The organism is Kribbella turkmenica (assembly GCF_004348725.1).
Lineage (GTDB): Bacteria > Actinomycetota > Actinomycetes > Propionibacteriales > Kribbellaceae > Kribbella > Kribbella turkmenica.
Map to the genome: position 1 here is coordinate 20676 of NZ_SMKR01000052.1, position 20945 is coordinate 41620.

Annotated in this window: 20 protein-coding genes; 12 read left to right on the forward strand and 8 right to left on the reverse strand. The window is 69.7% G+C overall.

Annotation, left to right across the window (positions count from 1 at the left end; all coding sequences use genetic code 11):
* Positions 1-652: 652 nt before the first annotated feature.
* Together E1218_RS14275 and E1218_RS14280 are read right to left on the reverse strand one after the other, a co-directional pair.
* Positions 653-1087 (reverse strand): serine hydrolase, encoded by a 435-nt coding sequence (locus E1218_RS14275; RefSeq protein WP_202866003.1) that lies wholly within the window; start codon positions 1085-1087, stop codon positions 653-655.
* 4 nt (positions 1088-1091) lie between these two features.
* Positions 1092-2102 (reverse strand): dipeptidase, encoded by a 1011-nt coding sequence (locus E1218_RS14280; protein ID WP_202866006.1) that lies wholly within the window; start codon positions 2100-2102, stop codon positions 1092-1094.
* 43 nt (positions 2103-2145) lie between these two features.
* On the opposite strand from E1218_RS14280, the gene E1218_RS14285 reads away from it, so the two are divergent.
* Positions 2146-3039 carry an ornithine cyclodeaminase family protein gene (locus E1218_RS14285; protein WP_202866007.1) on the forward strand — a complete coding sequence of 298 codons (894 nt, stop codon included), beginning with the start codon at positions 2146-2148 and terminating at the stop codon, positions 3037-3039.
* A gap of 5 nt (positions 3040-3044) precedes the next feature.
* Here E1218_RS14285 and E1218_RS14290 read toward each other — a convergent pair whose 3' ends face one another.
* The gene (locus tag E1218_RS14290) at positions 3045-3401 is read right to left on the reverse strand and encodes an NADH-quinone oxidoreductase subunit A (protein ID WP_132320180.1); all 357 of its coding nucleotides are present in this window, start codon (positions 3399-3401) and stop codon (positions 3045-3047) included.
* Positions 3402-3411: 10 nt separating this feature from the next.
* A complete protein-coding gene (locus tag E1218_RS14295) occupies positions 3412-4236 on the reverse strand; it encodes a hypothetical protein (protein WP_132320182.1) in 825 nt (274 codons plus the stop codon).
* 272 nt (positions 4237-4508) lie between these two features.
* Between E1218_RS14295 and E1218_RS14300 the strand changes: the two genes are divergently transcribed.
* From E1218_RS14300 to E1218_RS14315, 4 genes are all read left to right on the forward strand, one after another.
* Positions 4509-6503, forward strand: a complete 1995-nt coding sequence (locus E1218_RS14300; protein ID WP_233712221.1) for a 2-oxoacid:acceptor oxidoreductase subunit alpha — start codon at positions 4509-4511, stop codon at positions 6501-6503.
* Positions 6500-7579, forward strand: coding sequence for a 2-oxoacid:ferredoxin oxidoreductase subunit beta (locus tag E1218_RS14305; protein ID WP_132320184.1), 1080 nt, complete (start codon positions 6500-6502; stop codon positions 7577-7579). The genes E1218_RS14300 and E1218_RS14305 overlap by 4 nt, the downstream gene beginning before the upstream one ends.
* 83 nt (positions 7580-7662) lie before the next feature.
* Entirely contained in the window at positions 7663-8622 is a 960-nt protein-coding gene (locus tag E1218_RS14310; protein WP_132320186.1) for a GlxA family transcriptional regulator, read from the forward strand.
* Between the two features lie 90 nt (positions 8623-8712).
* On the forward strand, positions 8713-9279 hold the full coding sequence (locus E1218_RS14315) for a hypothetical protein (RefSeq protein WP_132320188.1): 567 nt from the start codon (positions 8713-8715) through the stop codon (positions 9277-9279).
* 21 nt (positions 9280-9300) lie between these two features.
* On the opposite strand, the gene E1218_RS14320 is transcribed toward E1218_RS14315, so the two are convergent.
* Entirely contained in the window at positions 9301-10548 is a 1248-nt protein-coding gene (locus E1218_RS14320) for a DUF445 domain-containing protein (protein ID WP_132320190.1), read from the reverse strand.
* A 27-nt stretch (positions 10549-10575) separates the two neighbouring features.
* Positions 10576-11769 (reverse strand): MFS transporter, encoded by a 1194-nt coding sequence (locus E1218_RS14325; RefSeq protein ID WP_132320192.1) that lies wholly within the window; start codon positions 11767-11769, stop codon positions 10576-10578.
* A 138-nt stretch (positions 11770-11907) separates the two neighbouring features.
* Between E1218_RS14325 and E1218_RS14330 the strand changes: the two genes are divergently transcribed.
* Positions 11908-13059, forward strand: coding sequence for a lactate 2-monooxygenase (locus E1218_RS14330; protein WP_132320194.1), 1152 nt, complete (start codon positions 11908-11910; stop codon positions 13057-13059).
* Positions 13056-13712 carry an HAD family hydrolase gene (locus E1218_RS14335; RefSeq protein ID WP_132320196.1) on the forward strand — a complete coding sequence of 219 codons (657 nt, stop codon included), beginning with the start codon at positions 13056-13058 and terminating at the stop codon, positions 13710-13712. Before E1218_RS14330 ends, E1218_RS14335 begins: the two co-directional genes overlap by 4 nt.
* Here E1218_RS14335 and E1218_RS14340 read toward each other — a convergent pair.
* Entirely contained in the window at positions 13696-14457 is a 762-nt protein-coding gene (locus tag E1218_RS14340) for a D-Ala-D-Ala carboxypeptidase family metallohydrolase (protein ID WP_233712222.1), read from the reverse strand. The two genes, E1218_RS14335 and E1218_RS14340, sit on opposite strands and share 17 nt — an antisense overlap.
* 122 nt (positions 14458-14579) lie before the next feature.
* Complete coding sequence (locus E1218_RS14345; protein WP_132320198.1) at positions 14580-15332, reverse strand: sugar phosphate isomerase/epimerase family protein; 753 nt, start codon at positions 15330-15332, stop codon at positions 14580-14582.
* Between the two features lie 108 nt (positions 15333-15440).
* Here E1218_RS14345 and rarD point away from each other — a divergent pair, with 108 nt between their 5' ends.
* The 5 genes from rarD (at position 15441) to E1218_RS14370 (ending at position 20904) form a co-directional block, all read left to right on the forward strand.
* A complete protein-coding gene (gene rarD / locus E1218_RS14350; RefSeq protein ID WP_132320200.1) occupies positions 15441-16358 on the forward strand; it encodes an EamA family transporter RarD in 918 nt (305 codons plus the stop codon).
* Between the two features lie 136 nt (positions 16359-16494).
* A complete protein-coding gene (locus E1218_RS14355) occupies positions 16495-18549 on the forward strand; it encodes a PhoX family protein (protein ID WP_132320202.1) in 2055 nt (684 codons plus the stop codon).
* Between the two features lie 80 nt (positions 18550-18629).
* The gene (locus E1218_RS14360; RefSeq protein WP_132320204.1) at positions 18630-19112 is read left to right on the forward strand and encodes an RrF2 family transcriptional regulator; all 483 of its coding nucleotides are present in this window, start codon (positions 18630-18632) and stop codon (positions 19110-19112) included.
* 34 nt (positions 19113-19146) lie between these two features.
* Entirely contained in the window at positions 19147-19302 is a 156-nt protein-coding gene (locus E1218_RS14365; protein ID WP_233712223.1) for a cupin domain-containing protein, read from the forward strand.
* Positions 19303-19389: 87 nt separating this feature from the next.
* Positions 19390-20904, forward strand: coding sequence for a phospholipase D-like domain-containing protein (locus tag E1218_RS14370; RefSeq protein ID WP_132320206.1), 1515 nt, complete (start codon positions 19390-19392; stop codon positions 20902-20904).
* Positions 20905-20945 lie beyond the last annotated feature (41 nt).

A 20945-nucleotide genomic window follows, 5' to 3' on the forward strand; every position in this document is an offset into this window, starting at 1 on the left:
ACCGGCCGCTCGCATCGGGCAAATGTCCCATCCTCTGGCCGAGATGCGTACGCCTTTTTGCGCAGTGCCGGGCCGTAGGCACCACCACGATCCGGGCCCGGCTGCTGGCGGACTACGCGCCGTCGACCGCCCGCAAGACGTTGTCCGCGCTGGCCCGGGTGCTGCAGCCGTGCTGGCGGCTGCAGCTGATCAGTCGCGACGACTACGAGCGCACCACTGACTCGTGCACCGTCGACGGCACCACGCTGACCGGCGCCGACGCGGGCCGGCACGTCGACGCTGGCGAGCTCGCCGCCCTGTTCACCTCCTGGGCGGCCGGCCCCCGGCACGGCGGCACCCGGGACGCCGCCTTCGGCTCCCGAGATCGAGCGCTTGACCCGTCGCTATCACGGTCGTGCACTGGGAAAAGGGGTGACCGCCGTGTGGCCGATCGAGCCAGAATTCCACCCTGCCGATCGGCGAAACCTGCGCATGAGGGCGGCCGGCGATCCCCCGCGACAAGTCGTCGCGTTCGGAGCTCATCCCCAGCTTGGGCGTCACCCCGGCGACTGGTCGCCCTCAACTGTTTGGCCCCCAACCCGCCGGGCCGGGACAAACAGTTCGTACTGATCGCCCCCCGTGGAAGAGGTATGCCGCCCGGCCGTTGGCCGGTTCACGGAACGAGAGCACCTCGTGCACCCCGTGCTCCGGGGCGGCCGCGGTGCTCGTCAGCACCCCGTCGTACCGGCCGGCGACCAGGTCCGCGAGATCTCGGCCGGTTCGGCCGGCGGCACCGGTCGCTTCGGCAACCCGATCCCGGCCGCCTCGCGCAGGAGGTGGCCGACGAGCTCGTCGTACGGGCCCGGGGAGTCGCCGGGTCAACCTTGCCCTCGGCAACCAACTGCATGATCAGCGTGGTCGTCCACAGCTTGGTGACCGACCCGATCCGGAGGATCGCGTCGGTGGTCGCCTCCACGCCGGTATTCAGGTTCAGCACGCCGGCTGCCCCCGCGCTCACCTCTCCGTCGGCGAACACCGCGACCGACGCGGCCGGTACGTCGTACTTCCCGATCAGGCGGGCAAGGTCGCCGTCGAGCCAGGTCTGCACGGTGTCACTCCTTCGAGAGGACGCGGATCAGGTTCTCGCCGAGGATTTTGCGGACGGTCGCCTCCGGCAGGCCGCGGCGGAGCAGCGCCTCGGTGACCAGCGGCATGCCTGCCGGTCCCTCCAGGCCGGGGACGTACACCTCGGCGTCCAGGCCCTGGATGACCAGCGGGCGGTCGCAGGCCGGGATCTTCTCCCCGAACACCTCCGCGACGAAGTCGCTGCCCAGGCCGACGTGGTCCTGGCCGGCGACGTCGACGACGTACTCGAGGTGGTCGGCCAGGTGGTCGACCGTCGGCTTCTCGGCGTCGGTCAGGAAGCCGGCGAAGAAGTTCACGCAGACGACCCCGCCGGTCGCGGCGATCCCGCGCAGCTGCTCGTCGGTCAGGTTGCGGTGGTGCTCGCGGAGGGCGAACGCGCTGGAGTGCGAGGCGACGACCGGCTTGGTCGCCAGCTCGAGGATGTGCTCGACACCACCGCGGCCGACGTGCGAGACGTCGATCAGTACGCCGAGCTCCTCGAGCAGGCCGACTGCCTCGACCCCGGCGTGGGTGAGCCGGCTGCCGGCGGCGTCCTCACCCGATCCGTCGCCGAGCGCGCTCCGGCCGAAGTGTGTGAACGACACCATGCGCACGCCGAGCCGGTGCAGGGTCTGCAGGAGCTCGAGGTCGTTGTCGATCTGCGGACAGCCTTCCAGAGCGAGAACCAGCGCGATCCGGTCTCCGCGTCCGGCGAGGTCGCCGGGGGTCGTACAGAGGACCACTTCGTCGGCGTTGGCCTCGGCGACGCGATGGGCGGCCTCGATCATCCGCAGCGTCTCGCGCAACGATCGCTCCGGCCGGAACTCGTCGTCGATGAACACCGGCAGCACCTGGACGTCGATGCCGCCCGCGCGCAACTGCGGGATCCACCGCTCCCGGAAGTATTCCGGCCAGACCTCCTTCGGACGCCGGGCGACCAGCATCAGCAGGTCGTTGTGCGCATCCGCCACCACCGCGTCCCGGTGCAGGTCGTCCATCGGTTCCCTTTCGGTCGGCGGTGTCCAGCGTAATGTCGGGGCGGTGAGAGTGCTGAGATCCGAGGACGTCCGTCGTGCCGTGCCGATGAGTACGGCGGTCGACGCCGTCCGCGACGCCTTCCGGGAGGTGGCCGCGGGCCACTTCGTCCTGCCCGCGCGGCAGATCTTCGGCGACGGCGCGGTGCTGGTGATGTCGGCCTACCACTCGCCGACCGGGACCGCGGTGGTGAAGAAGATCGGGATCGCGCTCGACCAGGTGCCGGCGATCCGGGCCACGGTGATCTGGACCGGCGGCGGCCGGCAACTCGTCGCCGATGGCACCTCGATCACCACCCTGCGCACCGGCGCGGTCGTCGGCGTCGCGACCGACCTGCTCGCACCCGCCGACGCCTCCCGGCTCACGCTGATCGGGACCGGCGCTCAAGCCCCCGACCAGGTCCGCGCGGTTCTCGCCGTACGCCGGATCGCCGCGGTCACCGTCACCGGCCGCTCGGCCGATCGCGCCGCGGCCCTGGGCACGGCGCTCGCCGACGAGTTCCCCGGCGTCGAGTTCACCCCCAGTACGTCGATCGACGACGCGATCGCGGACGCCGACATCGTCTGCTGCGCGACGTCGTCGTCCACCCCGCTCTTCGATGCCGACGCACTCCCCGAGCGTGTCCACGTCAACGCCATCGGCGCCTTCCGCCCCACCATGCGCGAACTCCCCCGCGAACTCCTCGCCACCGCTTCGGTCGTCATGGTCGACCAGGAGGAAGCCGCCCTCGAGGAGTCCGGCGAGATCATCGACGCCGTCTGCTCAGGAGCCCTCACCGACCTGCTCGAACTGGGCCCGGCCCTCTCCCGACCGCCCGCCCCCACCGGCCGCACGGTCTTCAAGTCCGTAGGCATCGGCGCCCAGGACTGGGCCATCGCCGCAGCCCTGGCGCGCGCCTGAACACCTCAGGTCCAGCGGAGGATGCCCTTGCGGTAGGCGTACAGGAGGCCTACCGCGACGAACGCGAGGAAGATGAACATCTCGACCAGGGTGGCGAAGCCGAGGGTGGCGAAGATGGTGGCCCACGGGAACAGGTAGATCGCGTCGACGGCGAAAATCACGTAGAGGTACGCGAACAGGTAGTACCGGATGTGAACCTGGGCCCACCCCTCGCCGACCGGGTCGACGCCGGACTCGTACGTCTTGAGCTTGCCCTCGGTCGGGTAGGTGACGGTGAGTGCCTTGTTCAGCGCGAACGCGCCGAGCAGTCCGGCCAGGCCGAGGACGACGACCGCCGCGATGACGCCATAGCTCTCCGACACGGTCGAGAGTCTAGTTCGTGCAGAGCATGATCGAGTCGACCGCGACGTACGGTCCGTAGCCGGACCTCACGTCCGCGACCTGCAACCGCAGCCGGCTGACGCCGAGGATCTTGTGGTTCAGCCAGGTCTCGGTCTCCTGCTTCTGCAGCACCGAGGTGACGGCCTTGGTCCCGTCGTGCAGCGAGGTCCGCACGGTCCCGTCGGTCAGGTTGCCCAGCCAGTTCCGTACGTGGCTGCAGCCGGTCGAGTCCACCTCGCCCCAGACGGACCCACCCTTGTTCGCCAACAGGTCCGCCTCCGCCCGCCGTGGGCCCTCGCCCGGCGGGATGACCGTGAACTGCGGCCCACGACTCCCGCCGGCCGCCAGCAGACCTTTCCTGAAGATGCCGCGCCAGACGTAGTGCTCGAAGCTGATCATCGGCGAGATCGCCGTCGCGTACGGCGCCTGCGGCCCGACCGCGATCCGGTAGGTCCGGACCGATCCCGGCTGCACGGTCCTGATCGTCACGCTGGTCCCGGACGAGTACCCGTGGGCGACCTCCTGCCAGCGGCGCGCGGACGGGATCCACTGATGCAGCGGCACGCGGGTGCCCGTCTTCGGCGCCGGCGACAGCGTGCCGACCACCGTGATGACGCCCTTGGTCGCGTCGGTGGTGCGGATGCTGTGGATCTTCACCGTTCGCGCCGGTGCTGTGACCGAGCTCGGCGCCACGGCCGCTTCCGTCGTACCGCCGAGTCTCAGGGCACTGTCCGCCGGGGCGACCGGAGCGGCACATCCGGTCAGCGCGAGGGCCGACAATCCGACAGCGGAACGCAGCAGCGGGCGAAGGCCCATGAGAACTCCAACCAGTGGATCACAGCGTGCTCACGACACCCTGCCGGTTCTGATTGCGGATCGCAAGCGCACTGCTGCGGAGGGTGACACCTGAGGGTTTCCCCTAGCCGAGGACGTCCACGTTTCAACACAGCGTCCCAGGCTGTGGACCACCGGGGCTTCCGCATGGTTCCGTACTAAGGGCGAACTAATATTGGGGTTGTCGCCCTGAACTGGGGGGATCGACCTGTCGTCCACGAAAGCGGCCGGCCGACCCAAGCTTCGACTTGGAGATGAACAGAACAGTGACCATCGAGGTCAAGCAGCTCGACCGCGTGGTGATCCGCTTCGCCGGCGACTCCGGCGACGGGATGCAGCTCACGGGGGACAGGTTCACAGCGGAAACGGCTTCGTTCGGCAATGACCTGTCGACGTTGCCCAACTTCCCAGCAGAGATCCGGGCACCAGCCGGAACACTGCCGGGAGTGTCGTCGTTCCAGCTCCACTTCGCCGACCACGACATCCTGACGCCCGGTGATGCGCCCGATGTGCTGATCGCGATGAACCCCGCCGCACTCAAGGCGAACCTGCGCGACGTGCCGCGCGGCGCCACCCTGATCGTCGACACCGCCGACTTCACCGCACGGAACCTGAAGCGGATCGGGTACGACGAGAACCCGCTGGAGACCGGTGAGCTCGAGGCCTACCACGTCGTACCGCTGAACCTCACCGGGATGACGGTGGAGTCGGTCAAGGAGTTCGGGCTGTCCCGCAAGGACGCCTCCCGGGCGAAGAACATGTACGCCCTCGGCCTGGTGTCCTGGCTGTTCCAGCGGCCGGTCGAGTCGACGATCACGTTCCTGAAGACCAAGTTCGCCGGCAAGCCGGACATCCGGGACGCGAACATCGCGGCCTTCCGGGCCGGCTACAACTTCGGTGAGACCGCCGAGGAGTTCTCGGTCCGGTACGAGGTGAAGCCGGCCAGCATGGACACCGGCACCTACCGCAACATCTCCGGCAACCTCGCGCTCGCGTACGGCCTGGTGGCGGGCGCCCAGCGCTCAGGCCTGCCGCTGGTGCTCGGTGCCTACCCGATCACCCCGGCCTCGGACGTGCTGCACGAGCTGTCGAAGCTCAAGCGGTTCAACGTCACGACGATCCAGGCCGAGGACGAGATCGCCGGTGTCGGCGCCGCCCTCGGTGCGTCGTTCGGCGGCGCGCTCGGCGTGACCACGTCGTCCGGCCCGGGCATCAGCCTGAAGTCGGAGACGATCGGCCTCGGCGTGATGCTCGAGCTGCCGCTGGTGATCTGCGACATCCAGCGCGCCGGCCCGTCGACCGGCATGCCGACCAAGACCGAGCAGGCCGACCTGCTGCAGGTGATGTTCGGCCGCAACGGCGAGGCCCCGCTGCCGGTGCTCGCGGCCCGGTCCCCCGCGGACTGCTTCGCGATCGCGGTCGAGGCCGCCCGGATCGCGGTGACCTACCGGACGCCGGTGATCGTGCTGTCCGACGGCTACCTGGCGAACGGCTCGGAGCCGTGGCAGATCCCGGTGATCGAGGACCTGCCGACGATCGACCCGGACTTCACCCTCGAGCCGAACGCGACCAACGACAAGGGCGAGCCGGCGTACCTCCCTTACCTGCGCGACCCGGAGACCCTGGCCCGCGCCTGGGCCATTCCGGGAACGGCGGGACTGGACCACCGGATCGGTGGCCTGGAGAAGGAGGACAAGACCGGCAACATCTCCTACGACCCGGCCAACCACGACCTGATGATCCGCACCCGGCAGGCGAAGGTGGACGGCATCGCCCGCTCGATCGAGCCGCTCGAGGTCGACGACCCGGACGGCGCGGCGAAGGTGCTGGTGCTCGGCTGGGGGTCGACGTACGGTCCGATCGGCGCCGGTGTCCGCCGGGTCCGCAAGGTCGGCGGCAAGGTCGCGCAGGCCCACCTGCGGTACTTGAACCCGTTCCCGCCGAACCTCGGTGACGTGCTCGGCCGGTACGAGAAGGTCCTGGTCCCGGAGATGAACCTGGGCCAGCTGGCGATGCTGCTGCGGGCCAAGTACCTGGTCGACGTGGTGTCCTACGCCCAGGTCCGCGGGATGCCGCTGGGGGCGGCCGAGCTGGCCGAGGTGATCGGCAACCTGGTCGAGGAGACCGAGGGCATCGACGACGACGCCCGCCACCTCGGTGAGGCCGCGGCGGCGTTGAAGCACGGCGAGGCACTGGTCGACTCGAACGGCCACCTCACGACGGAGCTGAAGACAAGGGGAACACGATGAGCACGGTCGAGCTCGGCATGCCGAGCCTGCCGAACGGTCTGCACGGCGTCCCGGCCGCGACCGAGCCGCAGAACCGCAAGGAGTACGTGTCGGACCAGGAGGTCCGCTGGTGCCCCGGCTGCGGGGACTACGCCGTACTCGCCGCCTTCCAGGGGTTCCTGCCGGAGCTCGGGATCAAGCGCGAGAACGTGGCGATGGTGTCCGGGATCGGCTGCTCGTCGCGGTTCCCGTACTACCTGTCGACGTACGGCATGCACTCGATCCACGGGCGCGCGCCGGCGATCGCGACCGGTCTCGCGGTGGCCCGGCCGGACCTGAGCGTCTGGGTGGTGACCGGTGACGGCGACGCGCTGTCGATCGGCGGCAACCACCTGATCCACACGCTCCGGCGGAACGTGAACCTGAAGATCCTGCTGTTCAACAACCGGATCTACGGCCTGACCAAGGGCCAGTACTCGCCGACGTCGGAGCCGGGCAAGGTGACCAAGTCGACGCCGATGGGCTCGGTCGACAACCCGTTCAACCCGGTGTCGCTGGCGCTCGGGGCCGAGGCGACGTTTGTGGCCCGGACGGTCGACTCCGACCGCAAGCACCTGACCCAGGTCCTGCGGGAGGCCGCGGAGCACCGCGGCACGGCGTTCGTGGAGATCTACCAGAACTGCCCGATCTTCAACGACAACGCGTTCGACGCGTTCAAGAACCCGGAGACCCGGGACGACGCGATCATCCCGCTGGTGCACGGCGAGCCGATCCGTTTCGGCAAGGACGGCCACCTCGGCGTGGTCCGCGACGGCTTCGCCTCGCTGGCCGTGCGTGAGGTCGCGGACCTCCCGAACGGCGAGGCCGACCTGGTCGTTCACGACGCGCACACCGACGACCCGGCGTACGCGTTCGCGCTGTCCCGGCTGACCGACGGCGGCGTCCTGCACCAGGCCCCGATCGGCGTCTTCCGGAAGGTCGACCGGCCGGCGTACGACGACCTGGTCCGTCAGCAGATCACCACCGCCCAGGAAGCCCAGGGCACCGGCGACCTGCAGGCCCTGGTCACCGGCTCCGACACCTGGACCGTCGACTGAGTTCTCAGCTCAGGTAGACCCGGACGACCTTCTCGAAGGCGTCCGGGTCCTCCGCCTACGGGTAGTGCGTCTATCGTGAGCGGATGGACGACCGGGTGGTCCTGGTGGTGGCGTACGACGGTGTCGAGTTGCTGGACGTCGCCTGTGTGACCTCGTGTCTGGACATCGCCAACCGGATCGGCGCGAGTCCGCCGTACAAGGTCGTGCTGCTGTCGTTGGGCGCGCACGCCGTCACCTGTGACTCGGGCCTGCAACTACAGGCGCACGACGCGCTCGAGCGGTTCAACGAGCCGTTCGACACGTTGGTGGTGTCCGGCGGACTCGGGCACGAGAGGGCCGCGGCGGACCCGCGACTGGTCGGCCACGTACGGCGTCTCGCCGCGTTGGCCCGCCGGGTCACGTCGGCGTGCACGGGAGCGACCGTCCTCGCGGAGAGCGGTCTGCTCAACGGCCGGCGCGCGACGACGCACTGGATGTACGCCGACCGGCTCGCGGCGAACTACCCGGAGATCCAGGTCGACGCCGACCCGATCTACATCCGGGACGGCCGGGTCGCGACGTCGGGCGGAGTCACCAGCGCGCTCGACCTGACGCTGTCGTTCATCGAGGAGGACCACGGCGAGGCGCTGGCCCGCGGGGTCGCGATGGGCACGGTCGCCTACCTGCAGCGGCCGGGCGGTCAGTCCCAGATGAGCATGTTCGTGGCGACCCGGCTGAGCGGCGACCTGCTCGTCCGCCGGATCCGCGACCACATCCACAGCCACCTGGCCACCGACCTGACCACGCCCGCGCTGGCCCGGTTCGCCGGAGTCAGCGAGCGGCACCTGTCGCGGTTGTTCCTGACCCACGTGCAGTCGACGCCGGCGCAGTACGTCCGCGGCGTCCGGACCGAGGCGGCCGCGCAACTGCTGGTGTCGGCCGAGGCGCCACTCGCGGCGGTCGCGCGACAGTGCGGGTTCGGGTCGACCGAGTCGCTGCGGCAGGCGTTCCTCGACCGGTACGGCGTGCCGCCGTCGACGTACCGGCGGCAACAGGCCGGCTGACCGCAGGAATCCGGTCCGTTTCCCCACGGATCCGGACGCGATCACGGCTGCGCAGCTACCTCCGCGCCGGTATTCCGCAGGATCGGGGCCATGACGAACAGGGGGTTGGCGGCCAGGTGGCCGACCGGACTGGCCCTGGTCACCGTCGCGGCCGCGCTCGCGCTGATCGTCGCGCTCGACCGGGAGGCCGAGTTCTTCGGCCCGGCGGTCGCGACGATGGCCGGGATCTACGTGATGGCGTACGCGATCGGGAGGCCTTGGACGGCGTGGGTCGCGTTCGCCGTCCTCAGCGCGGTCGCGTCGGCGTTCCACGGTCTCGACGCCGCCGGCGTGTGGTCCGTCGAGCCCGGCGTCGGGATGGTCGCGGTGCTGGTCGTGCTGTGGGTGTGGGCGGTCGTCCGGCGCCGGTACGCCGAGCCGGCCTTCACGCTGGAGACCGCCGGGACGGTCTTCTTCGGTGCGCTCACGATCGTCGTCGTCGCCACCGAGTCGGGGACCGCGATCGCCGTCGCGGGCCTGGGCTGGTTGCTCCACGGCGCGTGGGACTCCTACCACTTCCGCGCGAACACGGTCGTCGCCCGCTCCTGGGCGGAGTACTGCGGCGTCATCGACCTGGCCGTCGGCACGGCCCTCCTCGTGACGGCGGTGACCCGATGACCGACACCGAGGACCGCAACGTCAGAGCAGTTCGCTGACCGTGTGGATGATCAGGCCGACGAGGGCACCGACGACCGTGCCGTTGATCCGGATGAACTGCAGGTCGCGGCCGACGTGAAGTTCGATCCGGGCCGCGGCCTCGCGGCCGTCCCAGCGTTCGATGGTGTCGGAGATGACCGAGACGATCTCGCTGCCGTAGGTGCGGATGACGTAGCCGACCGCCTCGGCGGCACGGGCGTCCACCTTCGACCGCAGGTCTTCGTCGTCCTGGAGCCGCTGCCCCAGATCCTGCAGCGCCTTGGTCCCGCGCACCCGCAGCGTGCTGGCCGGGTCGTTGATCGAGTCGATCAGCGCGGTCCGGACGGCGTCCCACACCGCGGTCAGGCTGGAGCCCATGTCGGGATGCGTCAGCATCCGGGCCTTGAACGCCTCGAACCGGTCCATCACCTCGGGATCGTGCTGGAGGTCCTCGGCCAACTGCCCGAGCAGCCGGTCGATCGCCTTCCGGGCCGCGTGCGACTGGTCGTCCCGGACGTCGGCCAGCCAGGCCAGCGCCTCCCGGTGGATCCGGTCGATCACCAGCCGGTCGACCCACTGCGGTGACCACCGCGGCGCGCGCGGACCGACGACCTCGGCCAGCAGGTCCCGGTTGTCGCGCAGCCAGTCGTGGGCCTCGACCATGAGCAGGTCGAACAGCGCGTGGTGCGCACCGTCGTCGACGACCGACCGCAGGAAGTGGCCGGCGATCGGGCTCAGCGGCTCCTGCACGAACCGCGGCAGCAGCGACCCGCGGACGAACGCGGTCACGTCCTCGTCACCGAGCTTCGGCAGGGCCGCGCCGATCGTCCGAGCGCCCTCGGCCACGATCCGCTCGGCATGGTTGCCGGAGGCAAGCCACTCGCCGGCCCGGCGGCTGACCTCGGCGGTCGCCATCTTCCCGGCCACCACCTGCTCGGAGAGGAAGTTCTCGGTGACGAACTGCTCCAGGCTCTCGGCCAGGCTGTCCTTGCGGGTCGGCACGATCGCGGTGTGCGGGATCGGCAGGCCGAGTGGCCGGCGGAACAGCGCGGTGACCGCGAACCAGTCCGCCAGCGCACCTACCATCGCGGCCTCGGCGGCCGCGTTCAGGTACCCCCAGCCACCGTCGCGGTGCAGCGTGACCACGTAGACGACGGCCGCGAGGACCAGCAACGACAACGCCACCGACCGCATCTGCCGCAGCCCGCGCCGCCGTACCTCGTCAGCAGCGCTCAACGTCAAGGTCGCCATACACCGATCTAACCAAGTGACCGGTGATCAGGCTGTGAGGCGAGTACCTCGGCGGTCCATGAGTCCGGAGATCAGGGCGAGGGCCAGGCCGGCGACGGCGAGCGCGGCGCCGACGCGGCTGGGCCACTCGTAGCCGTAGCCGGCGGCGAGTACGACGCTGCCGAGCCAGGCGCCGAGGGCGTTCGCGACGTTCAGCGTCGAGTGGTTCAGCGACGCGGCCAGCGACTGGCCCTCGTGGGCGACGTCCATCAGCCGGGTCTGCAGCGCCGGGACCAGGATGCTCGCCGACAATCCCATCGCGAACACCGCGGCGAGCGCACCCGGCTTCGTCTGCGCGAGCCACCCGAACGTAGCCAGGACGACGGCGATCGCGATCAGGCCGCCGTACAGGCTCGGCATCAGGGCCCGGTCGGCGAGCCGGCCGCCGACGACGGTGCCGCAGGTCATGCCGACGCCGTACACGGCCAGCACGACAGTGACCGCGGCCTCGGAGAAACCGGCCAGTTCCGTCATCGTCGGGGTGATGTAGGAGTACGTCGCGAACATGCCGCCGAAGCCGACCATGCCGACCAGCAGCGCCATCCACACCTGCGGCCGGGACAGCGCGCTCAACTCGCTGCGGACGTTCACGTCGCTGCCCACCGGCTGCGGCGCCACCCAGAACCAGACCGCCACCAGCGTCAGCAGCCCGAGCCCGCCGACGGCCAGGAACGGCACCTGCCAGCCGAGCCTCTGGCCGAGCAGGGTGGTCACCGGGACGCCGATGATGTTGGAGACCGGCAGCCCGACCATGCTCATCGAGACCGCCCAGGCACGCCGGCCGGCCGGTACCATCGAGGCGGCGACCACCGCACCGATCCCGAAGAACGCGCCGTGCGGCACCCCGGTCAGGAAGCGCGCGGCCATCAGGAACTCGTAGCCGTCGGCAACGGCCGACAGCACGTTGCCGAGCACGAACACCGCCATCAGCCCGAGCAGCAGCCGCTTCCGCCCGGTCCGCGCCCCGAGCGCCGCGATCACCGGCGCCCCGACCACCACCCCGATCGCGTACGCCGAGATGACGTGACCGGCGGTCGGGATCGAGATGTCCACCCCGTCGGCGATCTGCGGCAGCAGGCCCATGGTGACGAACTCGGTGGTGCCGATCGCGAACCCGCCGGTCGCCAGCGCGAACAACGCGAGCCCGACGTGCCGCGCCGTCAGACCACTGTCAGGAGTCACCGAAGTTGTCACACCTGATTGTCACATCGGTCCGCCAGGCCATCACAATCCGCTGCCGCTGCGGGCGTTGAGCGTAGGCGCCGCGCGACCGGCCCGGTTGTGATGGCCTGGCGGATCGCCACCATGCAAGGATCCGGCATGGGCAACTTCGGAGACCACCAGCTGGGCATCTACCTGCAGGGCATGTTGCAAGGGACCAGGCCGGAGATCACCACCGACCTGGCCCGGCTGGAGTCCCAGGCGGCCGGGAAGCTGTCGGCGGAGGCGATGGGATACATCGTGCCGAGCGCCGGCAGTGGTGCGACCGCGCGGGCGAACCTGGCCGCGTTCGACCGTTGGCGACTGGTGCCGCGGATGCTGCGGGGCAGCACCGACCGCGACCTGTCCTGCACCGTCCTCGGTACGCCGATGCCCGCGCCCGTGCTGATCGCGCCGATCGGCGTGCAGACGCTGGCGCACCCCGACGGCGAACTGGCGACCGCCCGGGCCGCCGACGCTCTCGGGCTGACCTACACGCACTCGACGCAGGCGAGCCACGCCTTCGAGCAGATCGAGGCCGCCAGCAAGTGGTTCCAGCTCTACTGGCCGACCGACCGCGACGTCTGCCTGAGCTTCCTGCAGCGCGCGACGGCCAGCGGGTACGGCGTCCTGGTCGTCACCCTCGACACCGGCACCCTCGGCTGGCGGCCGGCCGACCTGGACCGCGGCTTCCTGCCGTTCCTCAACGGCGACGGGCTGGCGAACTATTTCAGCGACCCGGCGTTCCAGGCGAAGCTGGTCAAGCCGGTCACGGAGGACCCGGCCGCGGCGGTGATGCACTGGGCGCAAATGTTCCCGAACATCGGCCTGGGCTGGGACGAACTGTCGTTCCTGCGCGACAACTGGGACGGTCCGATCGTGCTCAAGGGGATCACCGCGGTCGACGACGCCAAGCTCGCGGCCGAGCACGGGGTCGACGGCATCGTGGTGTCGAACCACGGCGGCCGCCAGGTGGACGGCGCGATCGCGTCCCTGGACGCGTTGCCCGCGATCGCCGAGGCGGTCGGCGAGCAGCTGACCGTGCTCTTCGACTCGGGCGTCCGCACCGGCTCGGACGCGGCCAAGGCGCTGGCGCTGGGGGCCGAGGCGGTGCTGCTCGGGCGCCCGCTGCTGTACGGTCTCGCGCTCGCCGGTCAGGCCGGCGTCGAGCACGTACTGCGCTGCTTCCTGGCCGAGCTGGACCTCACCCTGGCCCTGTCCGGGTACGCGAACCACCGGGAGCTGAACCGCGACTCGCTGGTCCGCGCATGAAAGCCGTCATCTTCGACCTGGACGACACCCTTTTCGACCACGTCGGCTCCGCGACGGCCGGGATCCACAGCTGGATCCCGGAGCTGGGCGGTACGCCGTCGGACGAGCTGGTCGCGCGGTGGTTCATCATCGAGCAACACTGCTTCGACCGCTGGCTGAACGGGGACACCACGCACCAGGGTCAGCGCCGCGAGCGGCTGCGTAGCTTCCTGCCGCTGATCGACCACCCGGTCCCCGAAGGCGACGCCGAGCTGGACGAGATCTACACCGGGTACCTCCGGCACTACCAGGAGAACTGGATCGCGTTCGCGGACGCCCGCCCTGCCCTGGACATTGCTCATAGCAACGGTTGGCGGATCGGCGTGCTGACCAACGGGAGCACTCTGCAGCAGAACGCCAAGCTGACCGCGATCGGTCTCGCCGACGAGGTCGACGTCGTCTGCACGTCGGAGTCGCTGGGCGCGAGCAAGCCGGATCCGCAGGTGTACCTCAGGACCTGCGAGGCACTCGGTGCGGACCCGGCCGACACGCTGATGATCGGCGACAACCTCGAGCTCGACGTCCTGGCGGCCCGGCAGGCGGGACTGACCGCGCACCACCTGGACCGGGCCGCCGGAGTCACCTTGCCCGACCTGGTCAGACCCCGCAGCTAGGCGCGTCCCAGACGTTGCTCGTCCGGATGTCCACGTGCGTGTGGTCGTTGTGGCCCGGGTAGCCGGGACCGAAGATGCCACCGAAACCGTGGTTCCGGGCCTGCTTGGCCAGCGTGCAGAGCGAGTGCGAGCCGACCAGGTCGGCCGACCGGCCGTACAGGTGCTGGCTGTTGCTCGCACCACCGACAGCGTTGTTGCAGGAGATGCTGCGGAACCCGCTGGTGACGATCAGCGGCTGGTCGCCGAGCGCGTGCCGCATCGCCTCCAGCTGCCACATGGTCTGCAAGGCGTTGGCCTTCGTGGCCGCCTCGCTCAGTGGCCCGCCGTCGAACCCGGAGCCGCCACAGCCGTCGTCCAACTCACTGTAGGTGAAGTGGATCGGCGTGCAGTCGTCGTCCTGCAGCGCGTAGATCTTGCTGAAGGTGGCCGGCCCGGCGATTCCGTCGGCCGCCAGCCCGTACGCCGACTGGAACCGCTGGACAGCCGCCTTGGTGGCCGGCCCGAACGCACCGTCCGTCGCGAGGTGACCGCCGTACCCGGGCCAACCGGCCACCCGGATCTGCAACTGCCGGACGTCCTCGCCGCTGGCGCCTTGGGAGAGCGTGCGGCCCCACGTGTAGCAGCCGTCGGCGTGGGCCTTGGTCGCGGTGACCACTTGGGTGGTCACGGTCGCGCCCAGCATGGCCGCGAACAACGCGAGGATCGCGAGGATTCTGGGAAGAGGTTTGCTGAACAGTCGGGACATCGGACACCTCCGGGGCGGTGAAGGAACCTGTCCGAGTCAGCATTGCGGCACAATCCACCCCTTGACCAGCCTTCAGCGAAACTTTCTGACAACGGCAGGCGAGCGGACGGTGCCGGCCGGGGTCAGATCCAGGAGTGCAGGTCGGCCGCGTCCTTGGCCAGGCGTTCCGGGGAGTCGTCGGCGACGAACTCCAGGAGGGCATTGATCTCGCGGTCCTCGGCCGCCAGGCGCTTGAGCACCGGGCGCCACAGGGACTCCCGCCCGGCCAGGGGAAGCCGGTTGCTGGCCGGCCACCAGGAGAACACGTGAACGGTGGTCAGCCAGGGCATCAGCGCCTCGAGCTGGTCGAGGCACTCGGCGTCGCTCAGGTCGACCGGCGGCTGCCAGTAGGTCTTGAGATTCGGTGCACCGACGTCGAGCAGCAGGGTGATGGTCGAGTCGACCTCGTCGGTCAGCGTGTTCCGGTGGTACTCCATCGCGATCTCGATCCCGGAGCCGGCCGCCACGTCGGCGAGCTCGGCCAGGCCGCGGGTGACCGCCATCCGGTCCCCCACCCCGGCGTCCGCCGTACCGACGTTGCCGGCCCAGACGCGGATCCTGGGCGCGCCGAGGGCGGCGGCGGTGGCGACGGCGGAGCGCATCTCCTCGCGGTCGACACTGCCGGCCCGCAGGTACGACCCGTACGCCGCGATCGACAGTCCACGGTCGTCACACAGGGCTTTCACCCGCTTCGCGGTGTTCAGGTTCCCGAGCGGCACGTGCACGTCGCCGCCCCACTCGACCGCCGCGAGCCCGGCCCCGACAGCGACGTCCACCACCTCGTCGGCCGTCAACTGGCGGAACGTCACCGAGACCAGACCGGTCCTCACACCCACGTGCGCCTCCTCGTGTCCACCCCTCTATCCAACCGCATCACGCCAGCGCATCTCACGTCATGAGCAAACAGCTTGGATGCCACTGTTCCGGAGGCATAGTGTGTGGTTGTGCCAGAGCAGCGGAGAGGGTTCGTCTACGGCCTCGCCGCGTACCTGGTCTGGGGTCTCTTCCCGCTGTACTGGAAGTTGCTGGACAACTCCGGCGCGATCGAGGTGCTCGCCCACCGCGTCCTCTGGTCGATGGTGACGATCGCCCTGCTGGTCGTCGTACTGCGGAAGTTCGGGCGTGTGAAGACGGTCCTGCGGGATCCACGGCGGCGGTGGCGGCTGATCGCGGCCGCGGCGCTGATCTCGGTGAACTGGGGCACCTACATCTGGGGTGTGCACAACGACCGGATCGTGGAGACCTCGCTCGGCTACTTCATCACGCCGCTGTTCACCGTCCTGCTCGGCGTCCTGGTGCTCAAGGAGCGGCTGCGGACCGTGCAGTGGACGGCGCTGGCGATCGCCTTCGTCGCGGTGATCGGGCTGACGTTCGAGAACGGCCGGCCGCCGTGGGTGGCGCTCATCCTGACCTTCTCGTTCGGGTTGTACGGGCTGGCGAAGAAGCAGGCCGGCGCCGGGGCGATCGAGGGGATGGCGATCGAGACGGCCACCGTCGCACCGGTCGCGCTCGCGGCGATCGTCGTCCTCGGAGTGCAGGGCCAGTCGACGGTCACCGACCACGGCGTCTGGTACCTGGTCGTGCTGCTGCTGGCCGGGCCGATCACCTCGGTCCCGCTGATGTTGTTCGGCGCGGCCTCGACCCGGGTGTCGATGACCACGCTCGGGCTGCTGAACTACATCACGCCGAGCATGCAGTTCGCGCTGGCGGTGCTGCTCTTCCACGAGGCGATGTCGCCGATGCGCTGGGCCGGCTTCGGGCTGGTGTGGCTCGCGCTGGCGATCTTCACCTGGGACAGCATGGCGCACCGGCGCCGGATCCAGTCGCTGGAACGGGCGGCGCTGACTGCCTCCGCAGTGTGACTGTTCGATGTCTCCTTGCTACTGAGGTCAACCTACGCCGTGTGACGTTCATCTGACCTTCACCCCGTTCCCGCTTCGGTTCCTTAGCCTCACGGCGTCCACAGCATTCTTCACGTGAGAAAGCCGGAGCCTTCGAGTGACCAAGTTCCTGCCGCTGATCAGTCAGATCGGCACCCGCCACGGATCCCGCAGCTTCCGCACCTGCGCGCTCAAGTGCGCCAACCAGTGTGACCACGCCGAGCCGAACACCTCCGGCAACGAGCACATCCAGACCGTGATGCGGTCGGCCTTCTCGCGGCGCAAGGTGCTCAAGGTCGGTGCGGCCGGTGTCGCCGCCGCCGGGATCGGCACGCTGGCCGTGAACCTCCCGGCCGCCGCCGAGCAGCCGGCCTCCGCCGCCGGCCCGGACGGCACGCTCCCCGGCTTCGGCCCGCGTGGTGGGCTGACGCACAGCGTCGTACCGCCGAACCGCAAGGACGACATCGTCATCCCGCGGGGTTACGAGCAGGCCGTCATCATCGGCTGGGGCGACCCCGTCCTGCCCGGCGCGCCGAAGTTCGACGTCAACAAGCAGACGCCTGAGGCGCAGGCCAAGCAGTTCGGCTACAACAACGACTACACGATGATCGTGCCGCTTCGCGACGAGCGGAAGGCGCTGCTCGTCTGCAACCACGAGTACACCGACGAGTACTTGATGTTCCCGACCGGCAGGTACGACGACGCCACCACCAAGAAGATCGCGATGGCCGCGCACGGCATGGCCGTGGTCGGCATCGAGCGGGTCGGCCGCAGCGGCGAATGGCGCCGGGACAAGCAGCTGCCGAAGTACAACCGCCGGATCACCGTGGACACCGAGTTCGAGGTCACCGGCCCGGCGGCGGCCGACGCCCGGGTCGGCAAGAAGGCGTTCGGCACGATCGGCAACTGCGCCGGCGGTATCACCCCGTGGGGCACGATCCTGTCCGGCGAGGAGAACTTCCAGGGCTACTTCGACGTCTCCGGCGCTGTCGCCGCCGAGCACACCACCAGCTTCAAGCGGTACGGCGTACCGACCACGAAGACGACGCAGAAGGGCTGGAGCACGGTCGACGCGAGGTTCGACCTGGCCAAGACCCCGACCGAGGCGTACCGGTTCGGCTGGATCGTCGAGGTCGACCCCTACGACCCGAAGTCGACGCCGAAGAAGCGCAGCATGCTCGGCCGCCTCAAGCACGAGGGCGCCACCGTCACCATCACCGCCGACGGCCGGATCGCGGCGTACACCGGTGACGACGAGCGCGGCGAGTACATCTACAAGTTCGTCTCGACCGGCAGGTACGACGAGAAGAACCGGAAGGCGAACTTCGGCCTGCTCGACGAGGGCACGCTGTACGTCGCCAGGTTCACCGGCGACGGCTCCGCCGACGGCCTGTACGACGGCACCGGCCAGTGGATCCCGCTGACCTCGGACAAGGAGTCGTTCGTCCCCGGGATGAGCGTCGCCGACGTGCTGATCAACACCCGGCTCGCGGCCGACAAGGTCAGCCCGACCCGGATGGACCGGCCCGAGGACATCGAGCGCAACCCGGTCAACGGCAAGGTCTACGCCGCGCTGACCAACAACTCGAATCGGGGCGGCATCTTCGGGGTCGACGAGGCCAACCCGCTGGCCAAGTCGTTCGTCCGCGACACCTTGGACGGACCGCTGGTGGAGAAGTCGGGCAACCGGAACGGCTACGTGCTGGAGCTCAGCGAGGAGGGCGACGACGCGGCCAAGACCGGCTTCTTCTGGAACCTGTTCCTGGTCTGCGGCGACCCGGCCGCGCAGGAGACGTACTTCGGCGGCTTCGACAAGACCAAGGTGAGCCCGATCTCCTGCCCGGACAACGTCGCCTTCGACGGCTCCGGCAACCTGTGGATCTCCACCGACGGCAACGTGCTCGGTTCCAACGACGGCATCTTCACCGTCCCGGTGGCCGGCCCGAACCGCGGTCAGGTCAAGCAGTTCCTGTCCGTCCCGTTCGCCGCCGAGGCCTGTGGCCCGCTCATCTCCGACGACGACAGGACCGCGTTCGTCGCCGTCCAGCACCCGGGCGAGACCGACGACGCGACCTTCGAGAAGCCGACCTCGACCTGGCCGCACACCCACAAGTACCCGCGTCCGGCGATCTCCTGCGTCTGGCGCAAGGACGGCGGCCGCGTCGGCAGCTGACCAACCGCTGAGCGGGCCCGGCACCGAGTAGGTGCCGGGCCCTCTTGCGCTGTTTATCCTGGACGTTTAGTATCCAGATTATGAGGATGAACGAGGGCGTCGAGTGGGCGATGCACAGCTGCGTGAACCTCAGCTGGATGCCGGGTCAGCCGGTGACCGCCAGACACCTCGCCGCCTTCTACGACCTGCCCACGGCGTACCTGAACAAGCAGCTCCAGGCGCTCACCCGGGCCGGCATCCTCACCTCGGTCTCCGGGCCGAAGGGCGGCTTCCAGCTCGCCCGCGACCCGCGCAACATCACCCTGCTCGACATCGTCGTCGCCATCGACGGGCCCGACGAGGCGTTCCGGTGCACGCAGATCCTCAAGGCCGGCCCTGGCGCCGACCCGAAGGCGGACTACACCAAGACCTGCCTGGTCTCCCAGGCGATGCGGAGCGCGGAGCTCGCCTACCGCCGCGAGCTGGCGGGCCAGACCATCGCGGACATCGCCGGACGCGTGGTGGAGACGACTCCCGAGGCGCCCGCCAACGCGCGCAACCGGTTCGCCAACCTCAGGTCCTGACCGCTTCGCTGCCACCTCAACCTTTCCGCCGGACGTGATCACGCCGGCCCAGGGCGACTTCCTCGTCGTACCGCCGAACACGCCGCACGCGTTAGAGGCCGCCGGCGAGACCGACGCCGCCGAGCTCGGCCGGACCAGCGACCTCTACGACAACCACTACGTCGAAAGCGCGGCCTGGCAGGCGCGTTGACCACCGAGTGTGCCCGGTCCGTCGCACGTCGCCGGGCTGGGCGTCGTCGCACCTCATGACCTTCCGGATTCCGGGAACAGTGCGGTCATGGGGCACGACTGGTTCCTGACCGCGGAGGAGCGCGGCAACCCGGCGACGGACATCGACGTCGGCGGGCCGTGGATCGAGGGCAACCTGGTCCGGCCGCTGGTGCACGGTGCGACCTACTTCCAGCGGCTGTACGACGAACTGCGCGTACTGCGGTCCGGCGACCGGATCTACTTCACCGACTGGCGCGGTGATCCGGACGAGGCGCTGATCGAGGACGGGCCCGGCATCGGGTCGATGTTGTGCGATCTGGCCCGGAAGGGTGTCGAGGTGCGGGCGCTGTTGTGGCGGTCCCACTCGGACCACCTGAACTTCAGTTCGCAGGAGAACCAGCGGTTCGGGACGGAGTTGAACGAGGCCGGCGGCGAGGTCCTGCTCGACCAGCGGGTCCGCCGGCTGGCGTCGCATCACCAGAAGCTGTTCGTGATCCGGCACCGCGACCGGCCCGAGGCCGACGTGGCGTTCGTCGGCGGGATCGATCTCTGTCACGGCCGGCGCGACGACGCCCGGCACCGGGGTGATCCGCAGACGGCCCCGATGGATCCGCGATACGGGTCCCGGGCGCCGTGGCACGACGTGATGCTCGAGGTGCGTGGACCCGCGGTCGGCGATCTGCTCCGGTGCTTCGTCGAGCGCTGGGACGATCCGCATCCGCTCGATCGGCGGACGCCGTACCGGATGCTGATCCAGCGGCTGTCCCGGATGCCGCGGCACCCGGAGCAACTGCCGGAGTCCTTTCCCGATCCGCCGCCGGCCGGGCCGCAGACGGTGCAGGTGCTGCGGACGTACGCGCACAAGCATCCTGGGTTCCCGTTCGCCCCGCGCGGGGAGCACAGCGTGGCGCGGGGTTACCTGAAGGCGCTCTCGCGGGCTCGGTCGCTGATCTACGTGGAAGACCAGTATCTGTGGTCGTCTGCTGTCACTGACGGGGTGCGGAAGGCCTTGGAGCGATCACCGGAACTGCGGGTGATCGCCGTCGTACCGCGGTACCCGGACCAGGACGGCCGGATCAGCGGTCCGCCGGCCCGGTTCGCCCAACTGGAGGCGTTGCGATTGCTGGAGTCGGACCGCGTAGCGGTCTACGACCTGGAGAACGAGGACGGCGTACCGATCTACGTGCACGCGAAGGTCTGCATCATCGACGACCAGTGGCTGACCGTCGGCTCGGACAACTTCAACCGCCGTTCCTGGACGAACGACAGCGAACTCACCTGCGCCGTCGACTCCGAGTCCCTGGCCCGCGCCCTCCGCAGGGAACTCTGGTCCGAACACCTCTGCGCCGACACACCGGACCTGGACCCCGTCACCGGGTTCGCCCAGTGGCACCGAACCGCCGCCGCGCTCGACAAGTGGCACGCCTCCGGCCACCAAACCCCCCGGCCCCTGGGCCGGATCCGCGCCCACCACCCAGAACCGGTCACCCGCCTCCAGTCCGTTTGGGCCGGCTGGATGGCCCGCCACCTCTACGACCCCGACGGCCGCCCCCGCGCCATGCGCAAACAGAACGAGTTCTAGACCGAGCGGGTGGCCACCAGGTCGCAGAGGGCGTCGAGGGC